At 44.7% G+C, this 21,337-nt stretch carries 6 protein-coding genes; all 6 read right to left on the minus strand.

All coding sequences use genetic code 11. The annotated features are described in order from the left end of the window. Nucleotides 1–1,344, minus strand: a complete 1,344-nt coding sequence (locus EAG18_RS03065) for a Na(+)-translocating NADH-quinone reductase subunit A (RefSeq protein ID WP_125250931.1) — start codon at nucleotides 1,342–1,344, stop codon at nucleotides 1–3. Nucleotides 1,345–1,838: 494 nt separating this feature from the next. Further along, nucleotides 1,839–2,846 (minus strand): fatty acid desaturase, encoded by a 1,008-nt coding sequence (locus EAG18_RS03070; protein ID WP_125250932.1) that lies wholly within the window; start codon nucleotides 2,844–2,846, stop codon nucleotides 1,839–1,841. A 93-nt stretch (nucleotides 2,847–2,939) separates the two neighbouring features. After that, nucleotides 2,940–7,076: a non-ribosomal peptide synthetase gene (locus EAG18_RS03075; RefSeq protein WP_125250933.1), complete on the minus strand. Its 4,137-nt coding sequence runs from the start codon at nucleotides 7,074–7,076 to the stop codon at nucleotides 2,940–2,942. Continuing rightward, nucleotides 7,076–11,380, minus strand: coding sequence for an SDR family NAD(P)-dependent oxidoreductase (locus tag EAG18_RS03080; protein WP_275557217.1), 4,305 nt, complete (start codon nucleotides 11,378–11,380; stop codon nucleotides 7,076–7,078). The genes EAG18_RS03075 and EAG18_RS03080 overlap by 1 nt, the downstream gene beginning before the upstream one ends. Nucleotides 11,381–11,389: 9 nt before the next feature. Continuing rightward, nucleotides 11,390–16,849 carry a type I polyketide synthase gene (locus EAG18_RS03085; protein WP_125250935.1) on the minus strand — a complete coding sequence of 1,820 codons (5,460 nt, stop codon included), beginning with the start codon at nucleotides 16,847–16,849 and terminating at the stop codon, nucleotides 11,390–11,392. Between the two features lie 2 nt (nucleotides 16,850–16,851). Then, nucleotides 16,852–21,303, minus strand: a complete 4,452-nt coding sequence (locus EAG18_RS03090; protein WP_125250936.1) for an SDR family NAD(P)-dependent oxidoreductase — start codon at nucleotides 21,301–21,303, stop codon at nucleotides 16,852–16,854. Between the last annotated feature and the right edge of the window lie 34 nt (nucleotides 21,304–21,337).

Here is a 21,337-nt window from a genome sequence, read left to right on the forward strand (position 1 = left end):
TTAACCTTCCTTCTCGATAGTAGTAAGGCAATCACGCAGGATTGAACCGTACTCATATTTGCCCGGACATACAAATGTACATAGCGCTAAATCTTCTTCATCTAGCTCTAATGCACCTAATGCAATCGCGCCATCTAAATCACGTGCAACCAAGTCACGTAGCAATAGTGTTGGCAAAATATCGAGTGGCATAATACGCTCATAGTTACCGATTGGTACCATCGCACGCTTAGAGCCACCTGTAGACGTTGTCATTTTAAACAAACGGCTAGGCGCCAAATGCGCGATGAAAGTACGTGTTACAGAGAACTTGTTACTGCCTGGAGCAATCCAGCCAAATAGTTCCTTTTCACGACCTTCAAGTAGTACCGATACTTGGTTATGATAGCGGCCAAGGTAAGCATGAGGGCCGGTTGCTGTTTTACCAGCTAACACAGAGCCAGAAATGACTCGGTTATCACCGTCTTCAAGCTCGCCTGCAACTAAATCTGTTAGCGACGCACCAATTTGAGTTTTTACTAAGCGAGGATTTTTAACACGAGGTCCTGCCAGCGCAACCACTCTATCTGTATAGATTTCACCTGTCAGGAACAACTTACCAAACGCGATGACGTCTTGGTAACCAAGATGCCAAACTTGCTTGTTTGCGCCTACAGAATCTAAGAAGTGAATGTGAGTACCCACGTTACCTGCTGGGTGAGCACCTGAAAACTCGTGAACTTCTACTTGTGAGATAGAAGAGCTTGGCACGTTGGCACCGGCTTTCTTACACACAAATACTTTGCCTTCAGTCAGACGAGACACTACCGCTAGACCGGCTTCAAACGCTTCCACGTTTTCAGCGATAATAACAGCAGGATCTGCTGCTAACGGGTTAGTATCTGTCGCTGTCACAAAGATCGAGCTAGGTGTTGCACTCGGCACAGCGACACGGCTGAATGGACGCGCTCTAAGTGCTGGCCATTGACCAGACTCGATTAGCACTTCCTTCACTTTTTCAGAGTCTAAGTTGCTTAATTCAGCAGCTGAAAACTTCTCAAAAGTGATTTGCTCGTCGCCTTGAACTTCAATAACAACTGATTGAAGAACACGCTTAGCACCACGGTTGATTTCTTTAACTACACCAGAAGCTGGCGCAGTAAACTTGACGCCTGGGTTCTTTTTGTCTTCAAAAAGAACTTGGCCTTTTTTGACTTGGTCATCCACACGAATTTGCATGGTAGGACGCATACCAATGAACTCTTCACCTAGCACAGCCACTCGTTTGACGGCAGAGCCATCATGAATAACTTGCTGAGGTGCGCCCTCTATTGGTAAATCCAGACCTTTTTTTATGTTGATCATACGCACTTGCATTACATTAACGGAAAGAAACTGAAAATATCTTTAGTCATCACTGCGCCACCTCGTTTGTACTAAGTTTTGGGTATATAAAGAGCAGAAAGTTATGAGTCCGGTTAGGGTTCTCAAAAGCCCCTTAAAACACCGCTCAACGCGAACAAAAAAGCAGCGTCGTGATAAAAGTCCTCACATATTTCTCTGATTTTAACATTAATCGTACTGAGTATGCGAGTGGAATTATGAAATTAATACGACTTTAACGTGGATTTAGATTAGTTGAAAAGCGTCAAACTTCAAGTCACGGAGCTAGGCGATTTGGCAATTATTCTTTAGTCGAAGAATAAGCTAACTAACCTGAACGCTGGATAAGAAGTTAGTTAATCAAAGGACGAGGTGAAGATTAAACAAACTCATTGGGTCAAACTTAATCACTTATCACAACATAGCGCATGACCTGTACCATGCGCTACGATATCAGTGAACTCTGTTACTTTTACCTACCTTGCATCTTCCTCTTTAAAAGGAGGGAGCGTATCGATAAATGTCCTGGCTGGGTGCTTTTTCCTGAGTTTAGCCATAAACCCAAGCATAGGTACATCCACATACTCAGAATCGTCCTCTTGTAAAATACGCTGTCTCACTTTTGATAACCGATAAAATGGCACAGATGGGTATAAGTGATGCTCGACATGTAAATTAAAATTGAACATCGAATACAAAGATAACCAACCGGGTTTCATCGAACTTGAGCGAGAAACAGAATCCTGTTCATATACACGTAGCGGCTTAGTTCGCGTCGCCATACTATGCACATATAAACCGGAATGTGGTGGTGCAGTTACAGCTTCATAAAAGAAAAAGTGGATTAGCGCCGCAATCGTAATGAAAGTAAAATAAGTCTGAACACCAACATACATGCACACCAATACGTGAGGTGTTAGCATCACGATGACTGAAAACAGTGCCTTCAGTGCCAGTTTGTAATTTTTGTTCATAAATTCTACCAATGGATTAAGCCACAGAACCGCAAAGAAGAACTGAATAGTAGGAAACGGCAACCATAGACGCCACACCACATTAAACATCTGTAATGTAACGGCTGAAACACTCTTAATTTTTCGCAACTGAGTTGACGATGGATCTTTATCCGCAAACCCAGTCCAACGATGATGGCCCTGATGAATATGCACCCACGACGTATATGGGATTAAGGCCAATGGACTGACAGCAAAACCAAAAAAGTCATTTACACGTTTGTTTGTAAACACGGTGCGATGTCCAAACTCATGAATAAGCACCGAAGATCTAAACATTAGCCAACCGAGTAATAGCTGCAGCACAAAAAAGCCAAACGAAAACGCTTCAACCTCTGTCAGTCCCCACAGCACGGCGGCAATAAAAACCGCTTCGACAAGGACAGTGATCAAACCAACTTTGTTGGATATTTTAAATGCCCCTTCATCATTCAGCCGCTTTTTTATTATCTTATAACTTTCCACTTTCATTGTTTTTTCCTTAAATACTGGATACAGATGATATGCCTTATCTTGTTTTTCTAACAAATAAGGTATCGATTGCTTGCCACCAAAAGGGTCTTATTAAGACCCATGGCTCAATAACTCCTTAAGCTTTTTCACTAATACCACGATATTAGGTGGCTGTATTAAAGAGAAATGATTGCCAGGAATATGTGCGCATTGAACCTTGGATACACACTCTTTCCAATGAGCCTCAAGCGGTACCGTTAGGCTCAACACACTTCCCTCTTCAGCCATAAGTAGGTCGACGTTACCGTGGTAGCGTGACGGCTTATGAGTGGCAAAAAGCTGTAGATTTTTTGCAAAAATATCAAAGCGCTCTTGCACTATTGACTCAGGAATATGCTGAAACATATGCCCCTTATCTTTTGCTAGTTGTAATAGGCTACTGGGCAAATCCTCAAACTTAGCACCGCTGATATACTGAGTTACTTCGTGCTGCTCAATTGCGATGTCCAGCTCGCGAGCAAAAAAGTACAGTAGCCACTCTGGGTCACGATAAATCTCGATATTGTGCTGTTCAAACACAGGGTTGCGACTATCAATTAAAATAGTTTTATCTATTTTCACATCAAACTCATCACCAAGTGCAGCCATTTCGACTGCCACAGTACCACCTAGTGACCAACCAGCTACAACATATTGGTGGGCACCAATATGTTGAGTGAGAAGCGCTAAATACGAGCGAGCTAAGTCGCTGAGTGAGTCTGTCGGATTTTTCTCGTAGTGCTTTAAATCCGAAGCAATGGCGTAGATTGCACGATCTGAGGACAATAGTTGAGCCAGTGGAACATAACTTAAAATACTCCCACCAACAGGGTGGATGAGTACCACTGGCGGTAAGTCTGAGGCGTGCTTATTCAAACACACGAGAGGTGATTCAGCGCCATTTTCTTCATTGGATTGAATAAACTCAGCAATGTCTATGATGGTATCGTAACGTAGCAAGTCCACAACATTAATGGGTTTATTCACCAAAGCGGAAATCATATTGGCAGCTTTCACCGCATTAAGTGAGTTAGCACCTTGATTCCATAAGCTTTCGGCAGCACTCAGCTGAACCTGCCCAAGCACTGTTGTCCAAATATCAAAGATGCTTTGCTCAAGTGTGTTTAATGCTCTGTTTTGCCGAGCTTCCTCTGCTTCCATCGAAACAACAGGCAACCTCTTGGTATCAATTTTACCATTTTTATTTAATGGCATTTCAGGTAGTTGTATTACCTGCTTTGGCAGCATGGCCGGAGATAGACGACTTTTAAGTAACACGGCGATGTCTTGTCGCAACTGATAATCCGTTGTTAGTGCATTATCACTTGTACAGTAAGCTACTAGGCGTTTATCGCCGTTGTCTGTAGTGTGCACATGAACGAATACCTCTCTCACCCCTGGACACTGATGTATCGCCGCTGTCACTTCACCCAACTCAATTGTGAAGCCATTAATTTTGACCATGTCATCGCGACGACCGATAAACTCTATTTCACCAACATTGTTGTATCGAACAAAGTCTCCCGTTGCATATAAAGTTTGACCATCGGCCAAATGAGGTAATACACGGAACTTAGCCTCTGACAGTGCTTTGTTGTTTATATAGCCTTGCGATAGCCCTACTCCACCTAGGAAGAGTTCACCACCAACACCTATACCAGACATCTCTCCGTGCTTATCAACAACATACATTTGCGTGCCACTAACCGCTTTGCCGATTGGGATCGTTGTTGCACTCAAGTCTTTTTCAGACACGATATGATAAGTTGCAACCGTGGTGCACTCTGTCGGACCATAGCCATGGATCAGTTTGCCACTAAAGCGGCTTTCTAAAGCCCTTGCTACAGCTGCCATATTGACTTTTTCGCCACCAAATATAATTTGCTTTACAGATGCCAGAGGGAAATGCTGCGTATCTGCCAAACGATTAAGTAAAGCGGTCGTCACCAGAATGATCGTCACTTCATGATAATCAATGGTTGATGCCAGTAACTCAGGGTTTAGCAGAACATTTTTACTGATGCACACCACTGCCGCACCATTGAGCAGTCCGCCCCACAGCTCAAACGAAGAAGGGTCAAAGCTGAGGCTAGAGACATGAGCCACTCTATCTTTTGGCTTAATATCGATGTAGTTTGCATCCACAACACGGCTGATGATTGCCTGATGAGAGACTGGCACTCCTTTTGGATTTCCGGTTGACCCTGAGGTATAAAAGATACATGCAGTATCAGCAGCAAAAGTATGAATTGGCATATTTGACTTGCTGTAGTCTTTTGTCACCTCAGCCAAGTGGCTTAGTGCTATCACCTTAGCCTCAACATCTAATTGTTCGGCCAAAGTGTCTGCCGCGACCAGCAAACTTAACTGTGCGCCCTCAACAATAGTTTTTACTCGTTCAATCGCATCTTCAGCACTAATCGGTACGTAAACACCACTACATTTTGCAATTGCCAATATAACCGTGATCACTTGTACACTTGATGGCGCGTAAAAACCAACCCTGACTCCAGGTGCGACTCCTTGAGATTTTAGATAGTGTGCAATTTGGTTTGCTGACTCATTTAACTCGGCAAAGCTAAGGCTTTCGTCTTGTGCAATAAGTGCTGCGCTTTGTGGTGTTTTAGCAGCTTGAGCCTCAAAAAGTAGTGCCAAGTTTGACATTTCATGTGGCAATGAAACGGGATCAGGGCTTTGTCCCCAAGCGACTATTTTTGCGCGTTCAGCGTCATCCAGCATGTTGAGTTTAGAGATTTGCGTTGTGCTGTTGCTAAGCACCGACTCAATCATATTTTGTAGATGGCTCAGCATATACTCAATCGTCGCTTGTTCAAATAGCGCCGTATCAAAGTGCATACTCAACTTATATTGTTCATTTGTGCCAAAGACAGCCAAGCCTAAATCGTCAAACGAGCCTCTTTGCCCTGATAGCGGATGAATTTCTTCAAAAATCCCCGTACCATTTTTTCTCATCAGCTCGCCGACCTTCGTTAAGGTCATCGAGGTTTGGAACACCGGTGAGCGGCTCACTTCCCGAGATTTATACAGCTCATTCACTATCTGAGTGAATGGGAATGTTTTGTGCTCAAAGGCGTTGATTAGGGCATGTTTACAAATCTCTGCCAGTTCATCAAAACTAATCTCATCTGAAGCTTGAACGCGGGTTGCCAGTGGATTAACAAAATTGCCGACCGCAAAGTCATTGTCTACTAATTCTCTGCCCGCATTTGAAATACCTATCACAATGTCATCTTGACCGGTATACCTATTCAATAGTGCAAAGTACACACTCTGGAAAAAGACAAATGACGTGATCCCTTTGCGCTTGCTGAATTCATCAATCCTACTTGATAGACCAGCTGGCAAAGCAACATTGACTCTCCCCCCTTTATACTGCTTAACTGCTGGCCTAACTTTATTTGGTGTCAGTTCCAACACTGGCAAACTATCAGTTACTAATGTTTGCCAGTACTGTTTGTCTTTTTCCGCTTGAGGGCTTGCTAAGTAGGCCTTTTCATTTAGCACATAATCGGCAATATCATAGGGCTTCGCAAGCGTCAGTTCACGCCCCTCAGCCGCATTTAGATATAGTGCTTCAAGCTGCTCCATCAAAATTGCGATTGAGTAAATCTCAGTAACAATATGATGGGTGAGAAGTACAAACCATGATTGCTGGCTTTGACCGTCATTTAGCGACACGATATAAGCACGAAAAGGGCGTTCCAAGGATAAGTTAAAAGGTTGATCGGCAATCCACTCAAGTTTGTGGTTGAGCTCATCCGAGCCACCCTGTAGCTGAATGTGTTCTATCTCGTAGTCTTCATTCGGATTGCGTAATTGGTAAAACCCTTCCTCACATTCATGGAATGTTGAAGACATTACATCTTGGTGCTTCAACACGGCATTAAATGCGTGTTGTAACTTTGTATGGCAAGTGCTGTGACTTAATTTATACGCAGTGATCAGATTGTACGCTGAGCTATGCGGATGCAATTTAAAATCAGCCCAATAGCCCAGTTGATTGGCCGACATTCCAGACACACGTTTGCCTGTACTTAAAAAGTCAACCAACTCTGCCTTTTGCGCTTTTAGCTCAGCCAGCTCCTGTTCGCTCAATGCCCCACTGGCACTGCGATATTTAAGCTTGTCTCCATCAAGCCAAAGTTTTACACCACTTTTTTCAAATCTTAAAATTGTTTCGATAGCCATTAAATTTCTCCTTCAACCAGCGATGACTGCTCAACGTCAGCGGTATGCTCTTGACGATCCGATGACTGGTGCTTCATGTCTTCCAGAATTAATACAGCAAGTTCCTGAATAGACGCTCCTTTTAAGATTTCTGAAATAGGCAATTCACGATTGAGCTGCTTTTTGATACCGGTATTGACCTCAAATGCCGTAAGTGAGTCCAAGCCCAAGTTCATCAATGGCGTGTCGGTTTGTATTTTTTCAATGCCAGTGCCAAGTGACTCAGAGACAAACTGTCGTAATAACTCCATCAACATCTGCTTTTTGTCATCCTCACTCACTGTGGGCTGTAGTAATGCTGCGATTAAATCCGATTTACCATCATCACTTGTGGTTTGCTTAGTAGCGGCTCGAAGCTTCTCAAAAATGGCTAATGGACGACGAAACTCCATGACGTCCAAGAATTTAGAAATATTAATATTTGCAATCACTGGGTTGAGCATTCGATTTTCAATGACACTGCCCATTGCTTGTAGCGCCTCATTATGTGACATCAATTGGAGCCCTACTTTTTCAGCTAACTGGGCATTGTCTCCGGCGACTGCCATACCAGAGTCAGCCCATGGTCCCCAGTTTATCGACGTAGCCGGTAACGCTAACGCATTACGGTAATAAGCAAGACTATCTAAGAAACTGTTACCCGCGGCATAAGCCGCCATGCCCCCAGATCCCCATACCGACGCCACCGAAGAAAACAGCACAAAATACCGAGCTTGAGAAGCTAGTTGGTGTAAGTGCCAAGCACCTTGTACTTTTGCAGCTAGCACATTTAACATCTCAGACTCTGACAACGACTCGAATGCTGTCACTTGGTTAACACCTGCGGTATGGAAAACACCATCAATGGCGCCATATCGGTTTGAAACATCAGACAAGACTGACTCAAGCTCAGTGTAGTTAGTAACATCGACAGAGATGTAGTCCGCCACGGTAACATGCGTGCGAAGACGCTGTAGTGCTGCGGCAATATTTCCACTCTCATCTCGCGCAATAGCCTGCTGCTCAGTGCTTCTGCCAAGTAATATAATATGTTGCGCACCTTGCTCTGCTAGCCACTTGGCAGTACTCAAGCCAAGTGCTCCAAGACCACCGGTGACAACATACGCTTTGTCTTTTGCGACGCGTAAGTGTGAAAGCGTTGGCGCATTCAACTCAGACACTCTAGGGGCATAAGATACACAGCCACGAACCGCAAGCTGGGTCTCATTATTTGCGGCAAACAGTGCAGATGATAAGCCAGCCAACGCTGCGCTATCAGATAATTCATCACAATCTACCTGCCTTTGCCATACTTCGGGTGCTTCAAGAGCGATGGATTTACACAACCCAGCAATTGCTCCTTGTAAAGGATCGTAACGATATTGCGTACCAGAAATAGATGCAGCAAACTGGGTAATAACTGCCAGTGATACTCCAGCTTTGAGTGTGCAAATATCACGTAATTGACCAAATAAAGACGTTAACCGAGTTAATACGTCTGATGTTGGCTGTTCGCCACACAGATCCAGCCCCCAGCCAAATACGATGCGTGTTACCGCACTATTACGATGAATAAGTGACTCATCCAGTGCAGCCACGTCACTAATAACCTGGTAACTTTGCGCACTCAAATCACCGTAGCCTGTTGGTATCGTCTTATCGAATATTAAGGTATAGGTGTAACCTTGACTGCTTAGCCATTTTGTCCAAGGTGCAAGCTTGCCGTGTTGATCAGCAAAAATGAGTATATTACCGACGGCTCCGGGTTCAACCAAGGTATCGGTTGGGCGTGTTTGCCATTGTAGCTGATAAAATTTATCTGGATTATTTAGCGCCACATCCGGGTGAAGATGCGGTTGTACTTTAGGCAAAGGGTAATGCTTTGGCTCCATTGGATAAGCCGGTGTGTCAAGGCGCACATGGCGACTATCTTGATAATATCTCTGCCAGTCTATGTCAGCGCCCGATTGATAGGCACTGTGTAGCGCTTTTGCCAGAGCATGATGCAATGTTTGTGCATCTGACACTTCAATACTCCACGCGCCAAATTCATTAGCACTGGACAACATCATTGTGCGGTACTTCAGCGCACCTTCCCCAGCTTCAAACGTGGCATTGGCATACTCCATTAGTTGCCTTGCTAACTCGGTATTCGCCAATTTGAATATACTCGGTAACACACCAAGCACTTTGCCTCCTGCGCTAGATTGCAAGCAATTGACTATGGCTGACTGCGCTTGGGCTTGTTCTATCTGACCACAGCTCAAGCGCGCAGATACATACATCAGGTCAAGGGACGCTTTAAACGGTAACCGCTGAGTCGCCAAACTCAGCATTGGTAGATCACCCGCCTCTGCGTTAATTTCGCTGAGCATAACGCCAAGCGAAGCCACATGCGATAACCACAGCCCTGATAGCAATGAGTTTGCCAACAGACATTGCAGCGGATCTGTCCATTCTATTTTTTCCGGCCAGTGGGCAAATGTATGCTGCTCCTGAACGCGATAGTATTCACTCGCCTTACTCAACATTTGTTTGGCTTTGTTATTGTTGAGCGCCCATGTGTGTAAGACAGGTAAAAAGTGATGGTCGCGATCGGTGAGCGTGCAGCTAATCACAGGCTCTGCTGTCCCCTGTGCCACACGGTTATTCAAAGCAGGTGTAAATTCTGTGAGTTGCGCTAGTAAGTCGGCAGTGCTGCTAGCCATAAAGCACGCTCGCATAGGCCAATGCTCACTGCTAGTATTGGCAGAGAAGCACACCGAATGAAGGTCAAGCGCGCCTTGCGTAATATAGTCTTGAAATTGCTTAATCCGAGCTGCTAGCTGGACTTCAGATTTAGCCGATAACGCCAATATCGCGCTACCCTTTTGCTCAGGTTCAGTCGCAGGCTGTTGTGATGAATTAAACTCATCTGACACAATCAGGTGCGCGTTCGAGCCACAAAATCCAAATGCGCTCAATCCCACATATTTAACTGGGTCATCATCCCATGCCGCGAGTGTTTTCGGTAAGGTGATTGACGTTTTTTCTAATTCTAGCTTCGGATTGGGTGTATCTAAATTAACGTTAGCTGGAATTTGTTGGTGCTTAAACATCAGCAACACTTTTATCATAGAAGCGATGCCTGCGGCACTTTCTAGATGACCAATATTTGGTTTTACCGAGCCAACCAGTAACTTTTTGCCACTTGGCGTATCACGTTTGTAGGCTTTAGAAATCGCCTCAATTTCTATGGGATCGCCCAGTGGCGTTCCGGTTCCATGAGATTCTACATAGCAGACTTGCTCTGGAGTTAATGCACTTTTTTGTAACGCTGCCTGAATCACCTCAACCTGCGCTTTACCGTTAGGTACTGGTAATGCGCTACTTCGGCCATCATGATTAATCGCTGAAGCCTGAATGACACCAATAATATTGTCGTTATTTTCAAGCGCATCACTTAGGCGTTTTAGCACTACAATTCCAGCACCTTCACCGCGTACATAGCCATCTGCCTTTTCATCAAAAGTACTACACACTCCAGAAGGAGACAGCGCTTTTGCTTTACACATAATCATGGTCATGGCAGGGGTAAGCATCATATTGACACCACCAGCTAGTGCCAAATTACACTCACCATTAAGCAGCCCTTGCGCTGCCATATGAATACTAGTAAGTGAGGATGAACAGTTTGTATCCACTGATAATGAAGGCCCATGTAATCCTAAGGCGTGAGATAAACGCCCAGAGGCAATTCCAATCCCATTGCCAGCTGCGGTATACATATCTATGGAAGCAGGATTTTCGACACTAAATTGGCCATTATCCTGATTCATAATACCTATATATACCCCACTAGCGCTGCCTTTGAGCTTACTGGCCGGAATACCCGCATTACCAAGCGCTTGCCAACAGACTTCCAATAACAGGCGATGTTGTGGATCCATATACTGCGCTTCTCGAGGCACAATACCAAAAAAGTCATTATCAAATTGGTCGATGTCAGTTAAAAACCCACCGGCATTGGTATACACCTTTCCATCGGCATCCTGATCCGCATCAAAGTATTGCTCAGCATCCCAGCGCTCACTTGGCACATCAGTAATATGGCATTCGCCATTTTTAAGTAGCTGCCAAAATGCCTGAGGATCATTCGCACCTGGGAAGCGGCAGCCCATACCTATTACCGCTATTTTTTCTTCATTTTTCGCTTGTAGCGTACTAATTTGTGCCTTCTGCTTTTGAATGGTATTCAGGGCATTGGCCATTAACTTCTGGTAATTATTTGGCTTTGTTTTATCCATCATCGTCCCTTAATTCAGTTCCAGTTCTTGCTCAAGCAGTGCCGCTAAGTCATCCAGTTCCATATCTTGCAACTCGTCTGTTGGTGACTCGATTGCGATCTCACTTGAATACTCAACTTCAGCCACCCCGGTGTCCAATTGCAGAACATCGTTGACAATATGGTCAACCAGCAAGTTAAGGTTTGAGTAATTGAAAATCACCGTTGAAGGCAATGAGATCCCAAGCTCAGCATCAATGTCCTTTTTGAGATCCATCGCGGCTATTGAGTCGGTTCCCATTTCAAAGAAACCTTTCTCTGGGTCTATCGTAGCTGGCGAGTCAATTTTTAATACTTTAGCCAGTGTCTCTCTCACAAACTCAAAGATTTTTTCGTACCTGAGCTCTGGCGACATATCACAAATTTCTTCAATGAAGCGGATCTGACCGGCTCTTGAACTAGTCGGTGCCAACTCATCATATAAGTGGTCATGCTGTGCACCTGGGAAATTCTCTCTAAATACACGCCAATCTGCTTTTAGAGCCACGACTGAGTGTAACTCTGAACGTGCAATCTGCTCGAATAAAGCCATTCCCTGATTAAGGGTAAATGGCTTCATACCAACGGCCTCAAACAAATCAGATTGACTATGGCTTTCAGCCGCCATACCCACCGAGCCCCACGGTCCCCATTGGACGGCAAGCGCAGGCAACCCTGAATGCTTTCTATGCTCAACGATATAATCAATAAAGCTGTTCGCGGCGGCATAAATGGCTTGCCCTGGTGTACCCAATACAGCTGATGCCGATGAAAAACAGTAAAAATGATCTAAATCGATGTCTTTGGTCAATTGATGTAGATTCCAAGTACCTTCAACTTTCGAGCGGCTGACCTGCGTCACGGATCCCATATCAAACTTGTGTAATGGTGAGTCTTGAACAACCCCCGCGGCATGTATAACACTACCAAGGGATGGTAAATCATCACCAAAACGTTGGAATAACTGCTCCATACTGGATTGATCGGCAATATCTACCGCAACCACCTCGACACCAACCTGTTGTGCTCGTATCGCTTGTAAGGTGTGCTCCACCTCATCTGACCAAGTAGTTCTTCGCGACAACAACGTTAGATGCTTGGCTCCTTTACCAACCAGCCATTGACTGAGCTGAAGTCCCAATCCGCCTAAACCTCCAGTGATGAGTGTGGTCTTCTCACCAGCCACAGTATACTTATCAAGCTCAGACGTTGGCCGTGTTTTAGTCAGCCTCATGACCTTACGCATACCATTGTCAAGCTGTACTCTCGGTTCGTTGTCTTGATAGCGGCTATGCTCAATCACACCTGCAACAAGGTCTGATAGGTTTTCAGCATTGAGATCAAGAGTTTGACAACTGAACTCAGGATGCTCGGTTCTGACGACTTCAGCAATTCCCCAATGTGGTTTAGGTGCCCCAAGTAATGCCACGTCACTTGTGCCATAGTTAACAAACAGCAAGCGGCTATAAAGCTCCTGACCAATTAGGTTTTTGACCAGTGTGATAATGCTATTCACACTGTCGTAGTAGTTTGTTACGCAAACGCCTTGCTCTGCATTTTTTAAAGCGAAGATTATCTGATCTGGTTTCGTCGTTAACTGAGTCAGTGCTTCACTTAATTCATGCTGATCCAATAAATTGAGTCGACGTACTCCCGCTACCACTCCTTTGTCTTTGTTTGCATGCTTGAAAACCTGACATTCACCGAGGGTGTGAGATGCAAATGTTTGATGTGAGATAATATCTTGGTCATCGTCCAGTATAAGCCACAAGCGCGCTAAGTCCTGCTCTGTATATGCCGTATCGTCGCTTTGGGCCTGTGTACTTTCTATCCACTCTCGCTGGAACAAAAAGCTTCCTTCTTCAGACTTTGACAAGAAAGTACTGGCATTGGTTTTATGTACCGAGAAAGAATCGATGGTAGCAACTGGCTCGCCTGAATCTGAAAATAGTGCAATATCTCCTTTGAGTATCGCCTTATCCTCAGCAATATCATCATCTAACTTGGCAAAACACCAAAGGGTTTGTGGCGCGCTTAATTGCTCACTGTGTGTATGAAGTTTATTAAAGCCAAATGGTACCGCGGTGATTTCTTTATTGTCGCCCATCTGGTTGACTGCCAATGCACCAAATACCTGGAAACATGAGTCAACTAGCCCTGGGTGCATACAATATCGCTCAGGTGCAATTATCGCTTTTGGTGTGTTTAATTTGGCAATGATATAGCCATCACCAAACCAACAGCTTTCCACCCACCTAAATGTGTCTCCATGGGCAATTTTTGTCATCTGCTCGATGCGCTCGTAAAACTCAGGCATTTCCCACTGTTTTGTCGCGGCTGTAACCAAAGCGTTGGGGTCTATAGCTGCATTGGAGACAGACTCTGATGAAGTGAAGTAGCGCCCATGGGCATGAGTTAACGCCCCCTGTTCAGACTGCGTTGAATTGACGGCAAAATCAGCATGGTTTAACGTTGTTGTTAACTGTGTACTCTCATTACCATCCGCAAGTAAAATTGGTGCACCAAAAAAGACATTTTCAAGTACCAGCTGTGACTCAGTGCTGTGATTTGCCAACGCATTGAGTACCAGAGAAACGTGGTAACCGCCAGGTACCACCACTTCGTCATAGACTAAATGGTCTTTAAGCAGTGGCTGACTTTGTACGTTACACTGGGTTTTAAATGATGATGAGTGCGATCCCTTTTGAACATCCACAAAAAATGGGTCTTGCACTGACGCGTGACGCGCATGTACTCGTTTTTCACCTAACCAAAAAGACTCTCTCGTAAATGGATAACTAGGTATTGCTGTTGCTGCGACCACTTGGTGATTAAAAACGCTCTGCCAGTTTATATCATGTCCCGTGCGATATAACGTGGCTAGCGTATTAGTGATACAGGTGGCTTGAGGTTGCTCTTTATCTTGTGAGCACAGCCATTGATAGTGCACAAAGTCGAAAGTAGACTGGAGTGCTAATTTCGTCAGTACCGGATGCGGGCCGACTTCTATAACATCTACTTTTTTATTCGCCGCTAACGTGCGCAGACCCTCAACAAAATTAACGGGTAACTCAGCATGCTGTACCCAGTATTCTGGATCTGTTAGCTTTTGATATTCTTGCTTTCCTGTACAAGTAGAAATGAAATCGAGCTTTGGTGTGCTGTAGTTAACTTGCTGTGCTATGACTCTAAATTCTGCCAACATTGGTCGCATTAAAGGCGAATGGAAGGCGTGTGAGACATCGAGCATCACACATGTGATGCCTTTTTCCTCTCCTCGCTCAGCCACAACTTTAATGAGGGATTTATCTCCTGATAACACCGTTTGCCTTACTGAATTGTAAGAGGCAACTGCAATCTTCTCTGCTGGTAAGTCCGCCATCAATTCCTTGACGACATTTCCATTTGCAACAACAGCCAGCATGGCACCATCACTGGGTAGCTTTTGCATTAAACGGCCACGCGCAAGCACCATTTTCAGCGCATCTTGCAATGAAAATACCCCAGCGATACATGCCGCTGCATATTCACCAATGCTGTGCCCCATCACGATTGAAGGCTGTACGCCCCAAGATTGCCACATTTTTGCTAGTGCATATTCGAGCACAAATAAACTCGGTTGCGTAAATTCAGTTTGTGACAAGCGTTTGGAATCTGCTCCCCACATTACCGCTTTGATAGAAAAGCCTGCTGCTTTTTCGATGAATGCTTCACATTCGTCCACAGTACTTTTAAATACGCGGTTTATGCCATAAAGGGCTTGTCCCATACCTTTGTACTGTGACCCTTGCCCTGTAAACATAAAGGCAATCTGCTCACCTTTTACTGGTAATTTTGATGCTGCTAATGGCTTGGCTATCTGCGCTTGAAGCGCATCACAGAGCGCTTGTTTATTCGCTCCGGTAACCGCTAACCTATAAGGATAATGAGCCCGTCTCATCGCTGCATTTGCAACAACCTGTTCAAGGTTATCACTGCGTTCTAGCAGCGATAAATAGCGCTGTGCTAATATCGCGAGTTGTTGCTCAGACTTTGCTGAAATAGGTAACAATAAGGCATCATTATTGATCTCAGTGTTGCTTTGCTCAGACGGCGTATGAGAGGCCAAGATCAGGTGTACATTCGTACCAGAAAACCCAAAAGCACTGACCGCGGTATGTATTTGAGTCTGCTCAGATAAATCGACAGTTTGTTTCGTGACCTGTATTTGCTGCTCATCGATTTCGATGAACTGATTTAGCGTATCGTAATGTACTTGTGGCGGCAGTTGTTTGTTTGCGGCGATCAACGCAGCTTTAATCACAGAAGCGACACCAGATGCTGCTTCTGTATGTCCTAAATTTGCTTTCACTGATCCCACATAAAGAGGATTATCCGCATCACGAGCAGGTGTATATACCGCTTTAAGGGCGTGCATTTCAATCGGATCACCAAGAGGTGTCCCAGTTCCATGAGCTTCTACATAATGTAATGCCTGCGGCGTCACTTTGGCATTTTTCAATGCTTGCTTGATCACCTGTTGCTGCGAATTGCCATTTGGTGCGGTAAGGCTTGAGCTGTGGCCATCATGGTTCATAGCACCACCTTTGATCACAGCCAAGATCGTATCTTGATCTCTAATGGCGTCACGTAAACGCTTCAACGCAATAATACCGCAGCCTTCACTGCGTACATAACCATCCGCACGATTATCAAATGCCTGACATAACCCTGAAGGCGATAACATTTGTGCTTTTTGTAACGGTACGAAAGTATCGGTTGTCAGCATTAGGTTTACACCACCTGCAAGCGCCACATCGACCTCATGATTTTGCAAAGTTCGCATGGCTTGATATATCGCTGTCGCCGCTGAAGAACATGCTGTATCAAATGTCATCGCAGGCCCATGCAGCCCTAAACAGTATGCAACTCGCCCTGCGATCGTATTAACTGCATTTCCCGTAGCCCAATATGCTGAATCTGCTATATCACCGTACTGATAACACAGATCAGCGTATTCATTAGCCGCTGAGCCAATAAACACACCAATAGCAGCTGTATTTTTTGTTTCGCCAGCATAGCCTGACTGCTCCAGCGCTTGATACGCAGTTTCAAGTACCAGTCGCTGCTGCGGATCCATGGATTCTGCTTCTCGTTTTGAGATATTAAAAAACGCGGCATCGAATAAGTCGACATCACTAATAAGTCCGCCATGTAATTTGGCATGGCTTTGGCCTTTTAATGTTTCGTGAATTGTTTCAAGCGATCCTTCAATATCTTGCTCTACGACAGATTTACCAGCCATCAAAGCTTGCCAGTAATCATCTAGCGAATTGATGTTACCAGGGAACTTACAACCCGCACCGATAATCGCAATCTGATCTGCGCCTTGCTCTAATTCTTCGACGCGAGATTGCAGCTTTTCTATGGCTTTGTATGCAAGCTTTAATGTTGAATTTGTTTTACTTTCCATTTTTACAACTCTACTTCTAAAGTTTCTAACTTGTTCCGTAATAGCGACTCTAACTCTGCTTCATTAAGGTCATCCCACTCAGGCTCTTCTTCACCTTCTGACACCGAATGTGCCGACGCTTCAATATCAGCTAGAGTGACATGCTCAATATCGAATAACTCGTCATATAAGAAATTGCTTAATAGGTTGGCAGTGGGGTAGTCAAAGGATGCCGACACTGGAATGTTGATATGAAATATTGCCTCTAACCCTTCTTTGAACTCGATTGCTTTTAAGCTATTCATGCCCAAATCGGTAAAACCATCATCAGCTGAAATAGTCGCGCTGGCGACATTCAGTGTTGCAGCAAGCTGCTCCATTACTCGTTCTACAATCTCTTTGCGACGTGAGGTCTCGGGAAGCGCTAATAACGTCTCTTTAAGCGGCGAACTTGAACATGAATTTGCTTGTTGGTGTGACCCAAAAACAGACTCTGAAATGGTAGCAAATAGGCGATTTTCACCATGTAGCTCAATCAGCGGCAGAAACTTCGACCAGTCCATACAAGTAATCGTGAATTGTGTTTGTTCACTCGCCATAGCCTGCTGCATTTGTGCAAACATCTGCTCAGCTGGTGCTGGCAAAATACCACTTTGCAATAGCGTCTCTTGTTCATGAGCAGACGCTGCCATACCGGTGTTTAGCCAAGGGCCCCAGTTTAAGCATTGGGCATTGATCTTTACTGTATTTAAGTAATGACAGTAAGATTCCAAGAACCCATTGGCAAGTGCGTAACTTGCTTGATATGACGCCCCCCAAGTTGCAGCGATTGAGGAGAAGGCAACGAATTGAGGAATGTTGTAAGCTTGAACCTGCTCACCAACATATAACGTCCCTTGTATTTTTACATTCAAGGTCGCCAGCACAGCATCATCGTGACACTCAGAGAAGTGTTGGATCTCACCTTTTACCCCAGCTAAGTGATAAACACCATCAACACGGCCTTCACGGTAGGTTTCAGCAAAAAGTTGCTGAACACTGTTTTTATCTGTGAAATCACATTGCTGTATGAGAACCTTGCAGCCTAGTGCTCTGAGTGACTCTACAACATTGCTGTCTTGCTCACTAAAGCGTGTATCTCTGCAAGCTAATATCAACTGGCTTGCACCTTGCTGAGCCAAAAAGCTTGCCAGTTTGAGCGCAATACTGCCCCGGCCTCCAGTGATAAGATACTTACCCCTCAACACCGGTGGATTTACCGCAACAGCCTCTTCAACCTGTACCAAGCGCGGAACGCGAAGAGTATTATCACGCGTTGCGACCCAGCGCTCCTGACCATAACCATGCAAAACGAAATCCGTCATTGTTTGCAATTCACGGTCGTTGACATCAACCGAGTTTATATCCAGCAAGCTACAGTGTAGTGATGGACATTCCATATCTATGGACTTAAGTAGCGACCACATTCCACCTTGACTGAGATTGACAGTGTCATCTGAATCCACGCAAAGTGCACCTGTCGTAATCGCCTTTAAGCGCATGTGCGAGTTAGCACTCAGCACTTTGATACATGCCTTTAAAATCAGTGCTTGCTGTGATATGGCGGAAAATACCGACACTTCTTCAAGACCTTGTGGTGCTATGAATATGACCTGACCTTTATCAGCAACTTGCTCTACCCAACACTGGAGCGCTTGCTCTAATGCAGCACTGTTCATCTCTGGGTGAACGAAGGAGCTAAGGTCAATATGGGTTACCCTTATTGTATTGTGAGTTTCATTCAGCTTGGTACTCAACAAGTGTGGTAGTAAAGTATCAAAGCCGAGCAACAATACATCATCAATCACTGTGGTAGCGTTTTGCTCTTCGGTCTCTATATACTGCTCCCAAGCGTAATTAAGCAGCTCCACCACCGACTCAGAATCATTCGCCGAATTACCTTCAAGGAAGCTAAAAATTTCAGGTAAACTGGCTTTTGCAGCATCAGATAAGTCAGCATCATTGAGCAAGTTTTTAAGTACATCAGCAGAGCTCTGCGCCTTTGTTAAAGGCGATACTTGCTCACGTAATGGGTTATGGCGCTCAAAATGTGTTCTTTGGAACGGATAGAGAGGAAGCCTTACTTTATTGGTTGGAATTGAATGTAAAACGGCGTCAAAGTGAATCGACTCCCCAACTTCATACAATGACGCTAGACACGTATACAGGGTGTTGATCTGCTCATTAATCGCGATGTAGTGCGTCTCTGTTTGCTCACTGCGAGGTAGCGATAACATCGCGTTTTGCATCCCAACAACCAACACAGTGGCATCTTGTAATTCCTGTAGCATAGCCGTTTGTGGTCGCGCTACAGTCGCATCAACGGAAGTTAATGACTCTTCGCTTAGCAACACAAACTCAACTTGTGCTTTGTCAAAGCTAAATACGTTGTTAAGTATTTCGTTACTGGCAGCGAGACTTGCGGGCTCATCTAATAATGATCTTATCACTTCTTGAATTGTCAAAAGGCCGACAAAATGCGCAGCGAGCACATGTGCCAAATCAGAGTCTCCGCCTACCCCTTTTAGGGTCACCCCATAATCATCTAGACATCTGACTAAAGCATAAAAGTGACACGCAGTGAGGACTTGATGTACTTGCGGTGATAATTCACTTTGCGCAACATACCATGCTAGCGGCTGTGCTAAATCCGATGCAATCAAAGCTGAAACTTGATTAAAGTGAGTAGCATAAACAGGAAGCTGTGCCTGCATTGCTGTGATAACGTCTTGTAGGTCAGCTAAAGCATGAAATTCAGTTAGCTGTATATAAATTTCTCGCTTTCCCAACGTACTTGGTGCTGTCGAGGCTTTCTCTTTTAAGCGCGCAAGTAGACTTTCTCGACTATGAGCAAAGGTCGCAAAACGATATTTATAATGATTATTTGCCCGTACCGTGGATGCGCAAATATCAGCAAAGCTATCAGAGTCCCTCGAAATAACATCAATATAATCTGCTCGAAGTTGCTGTAATGCGCCCTCACACTTGGCGGATAAAATAAATGGATGTACAGCCCCGTCAGTATTGTCAGGTTGCGCTGCTACCTCTGATGATTGATACTCTGAAAGAATACAATGTACGTTGGTGCCGCTCATCCCAAAGCCGCTTACTCCGGCAGATTTGTTAGTGCATGCTGGCCATGCCATACCTTCACTCACCACAGATAGCGGGTAACGTTGCCAATTAATATACGGGTTTGCAGACTCAAAGTGTAAACTTGGTGGCAGATAATGGTGATGGATCGCAAGTGCGGTTTTAAAAAATGAAGAAATACCCGCTGCGGCCTCTAAATGCCCCATGTTTGTTTTTACAGCGCCGATGTAAAGTGGATTTTCTGCTGATTTGGCTGACTTAAAAATAGTACCTAGCGCATTTACTTCAATTGGATCACCCAATGAAGTGCCTGTACCATGTGCTTCAATGTATTGAATATCTTCAGCTGTTTTATTTGCGTTGTGTAGCGCACTTTTAATCAAAGCCGCTTGTGCTGAACCGTTGGGCGCTGTTAAACCGTTACTTCTACCATCATGATTGACAGCGGAACCTGAAATCACGCAGATGATGTTATCCTTGTCTTTGATTGCATCACTCAAGCGTTTAAGCACCGCAACACCACCGCCTTCCCCTCTAACATAGCCATCAGCAGACTGATCGAAAGTATGGCACTTGCCACTGGTTGAAAGCGCACCAATCTGGCTAAATCCGATGTAGCCATTAGGTGCTAGCATGAGGTTGACCCCAGCGGCTAAGCCAATATCACACTCTCGACTGCGTAGACTTTGACATGCTAGGTGGATGGCAAGCAAAGAAGAAGAGCAGGAAGTGTCGAGTTGCATCACAGGGCCGTGCACATTGAGAAAGTGCGCCAGCCTACCTGCTGCAATCGCACGGTTTGTGCCTAAGCCAATTTGCGAATCTATTGTATCAGCAGCGGAAAGGTGCAATAACTCATAATCCGCCGAACCTATACCGACAAAAATACCCGCCGCGGCACCTGATATTTGTTTAAATGAAATGCCAGCATGTTCAAGGGCATGAACACTTAGCTCCAGTAACAAGCGCTGTTGTGGGTCAAGATTTTCAGCTTCAGCTGCTGACATGCCAAAAAAGCGCTCATCAAACCCGAAAACATCATCAACAAAGCCACCATAATCAGTATTATAGTGGCCAGTTTTAAACGGTGTTGAATCATAAAAACGCTCAGTATTCCAACGGTTTCGAGGCACTTTTGAGATGACATCTTTGCCATCTTTGAGTAATGTCCAAAACTCATCTAAGCTGCTTACACCACCTGGTAATCGGCAACTGCCACCAATCAAGGCTATCGGCTCATGTTTGGCTGCCCGCTCAAGTGCTAATTCCTGCTTTAGGCTCGATATTTTCTCTAACGACTTTTTTAAGACGCCATTTATTTTTTCGTCATTGATATTCGACATCAAACAATATCCTTGCTGTCAGCTAAAACTTGTA

The sequence above is a fragment of the Pseudoalteromonas sp. J010 genome (assembly GCF_003934235.1).
Classification (GTDB): Bacteria; Pseudomonadota; Gammaproteobacteria; order Enterobacterales; family Alteromonadaceae; genus Pseudoalteromonas; species Pseudoalteromonas peptidolytica.

Excerpts from the sequence above, each read along its gene's own strand:
- EAG18_RS03085 (WP_125250935.1), bottom strand. The coding sequence starts at position 16,849 with ATGGAAAGTAAAACAAATTCAACATTAAAGCTTGCATACAAAGCCATA.
- EAG18_RS03075 (WP_125250933.1), bottom strand. The coding sequence starts at position 7,076 with ATGGCTATCGAAACAATTTTAAGATTTGAAAAAAGTGGTGTAAAACTT.
- EAG18_RS03070 (WP_125250932.1), bottom strand. The coding sequence starts at position 2,846 with ATGAAAGTGGAAAGTTATAAGATAATAAAAAAGCGGCTGAATGATGAA.
- EAG18_RS03080 (WP_275557217.1), bottom strand. The coding sequence starts at position 11,380 with ATGGATAAAACAAAGCCAAATAATTACCAGAAGTTAATGGCCAATGCC.
- EAG18_RS03090 (WP_125250936.1), bottom strand. The coding sequence starts at position 21,303 with ATGTCGAATATCAATGACGAAAAAATAAATGGCGTCTTAAAAAAGTCG.
- EAG18_RS03065 (WP_125250931.1), bottom strand. The coding sequence starts at position 1,344 with ATGATCAACATAAAAAAAGGTCTGGATTTACCAATAGAGGGCGCACCT.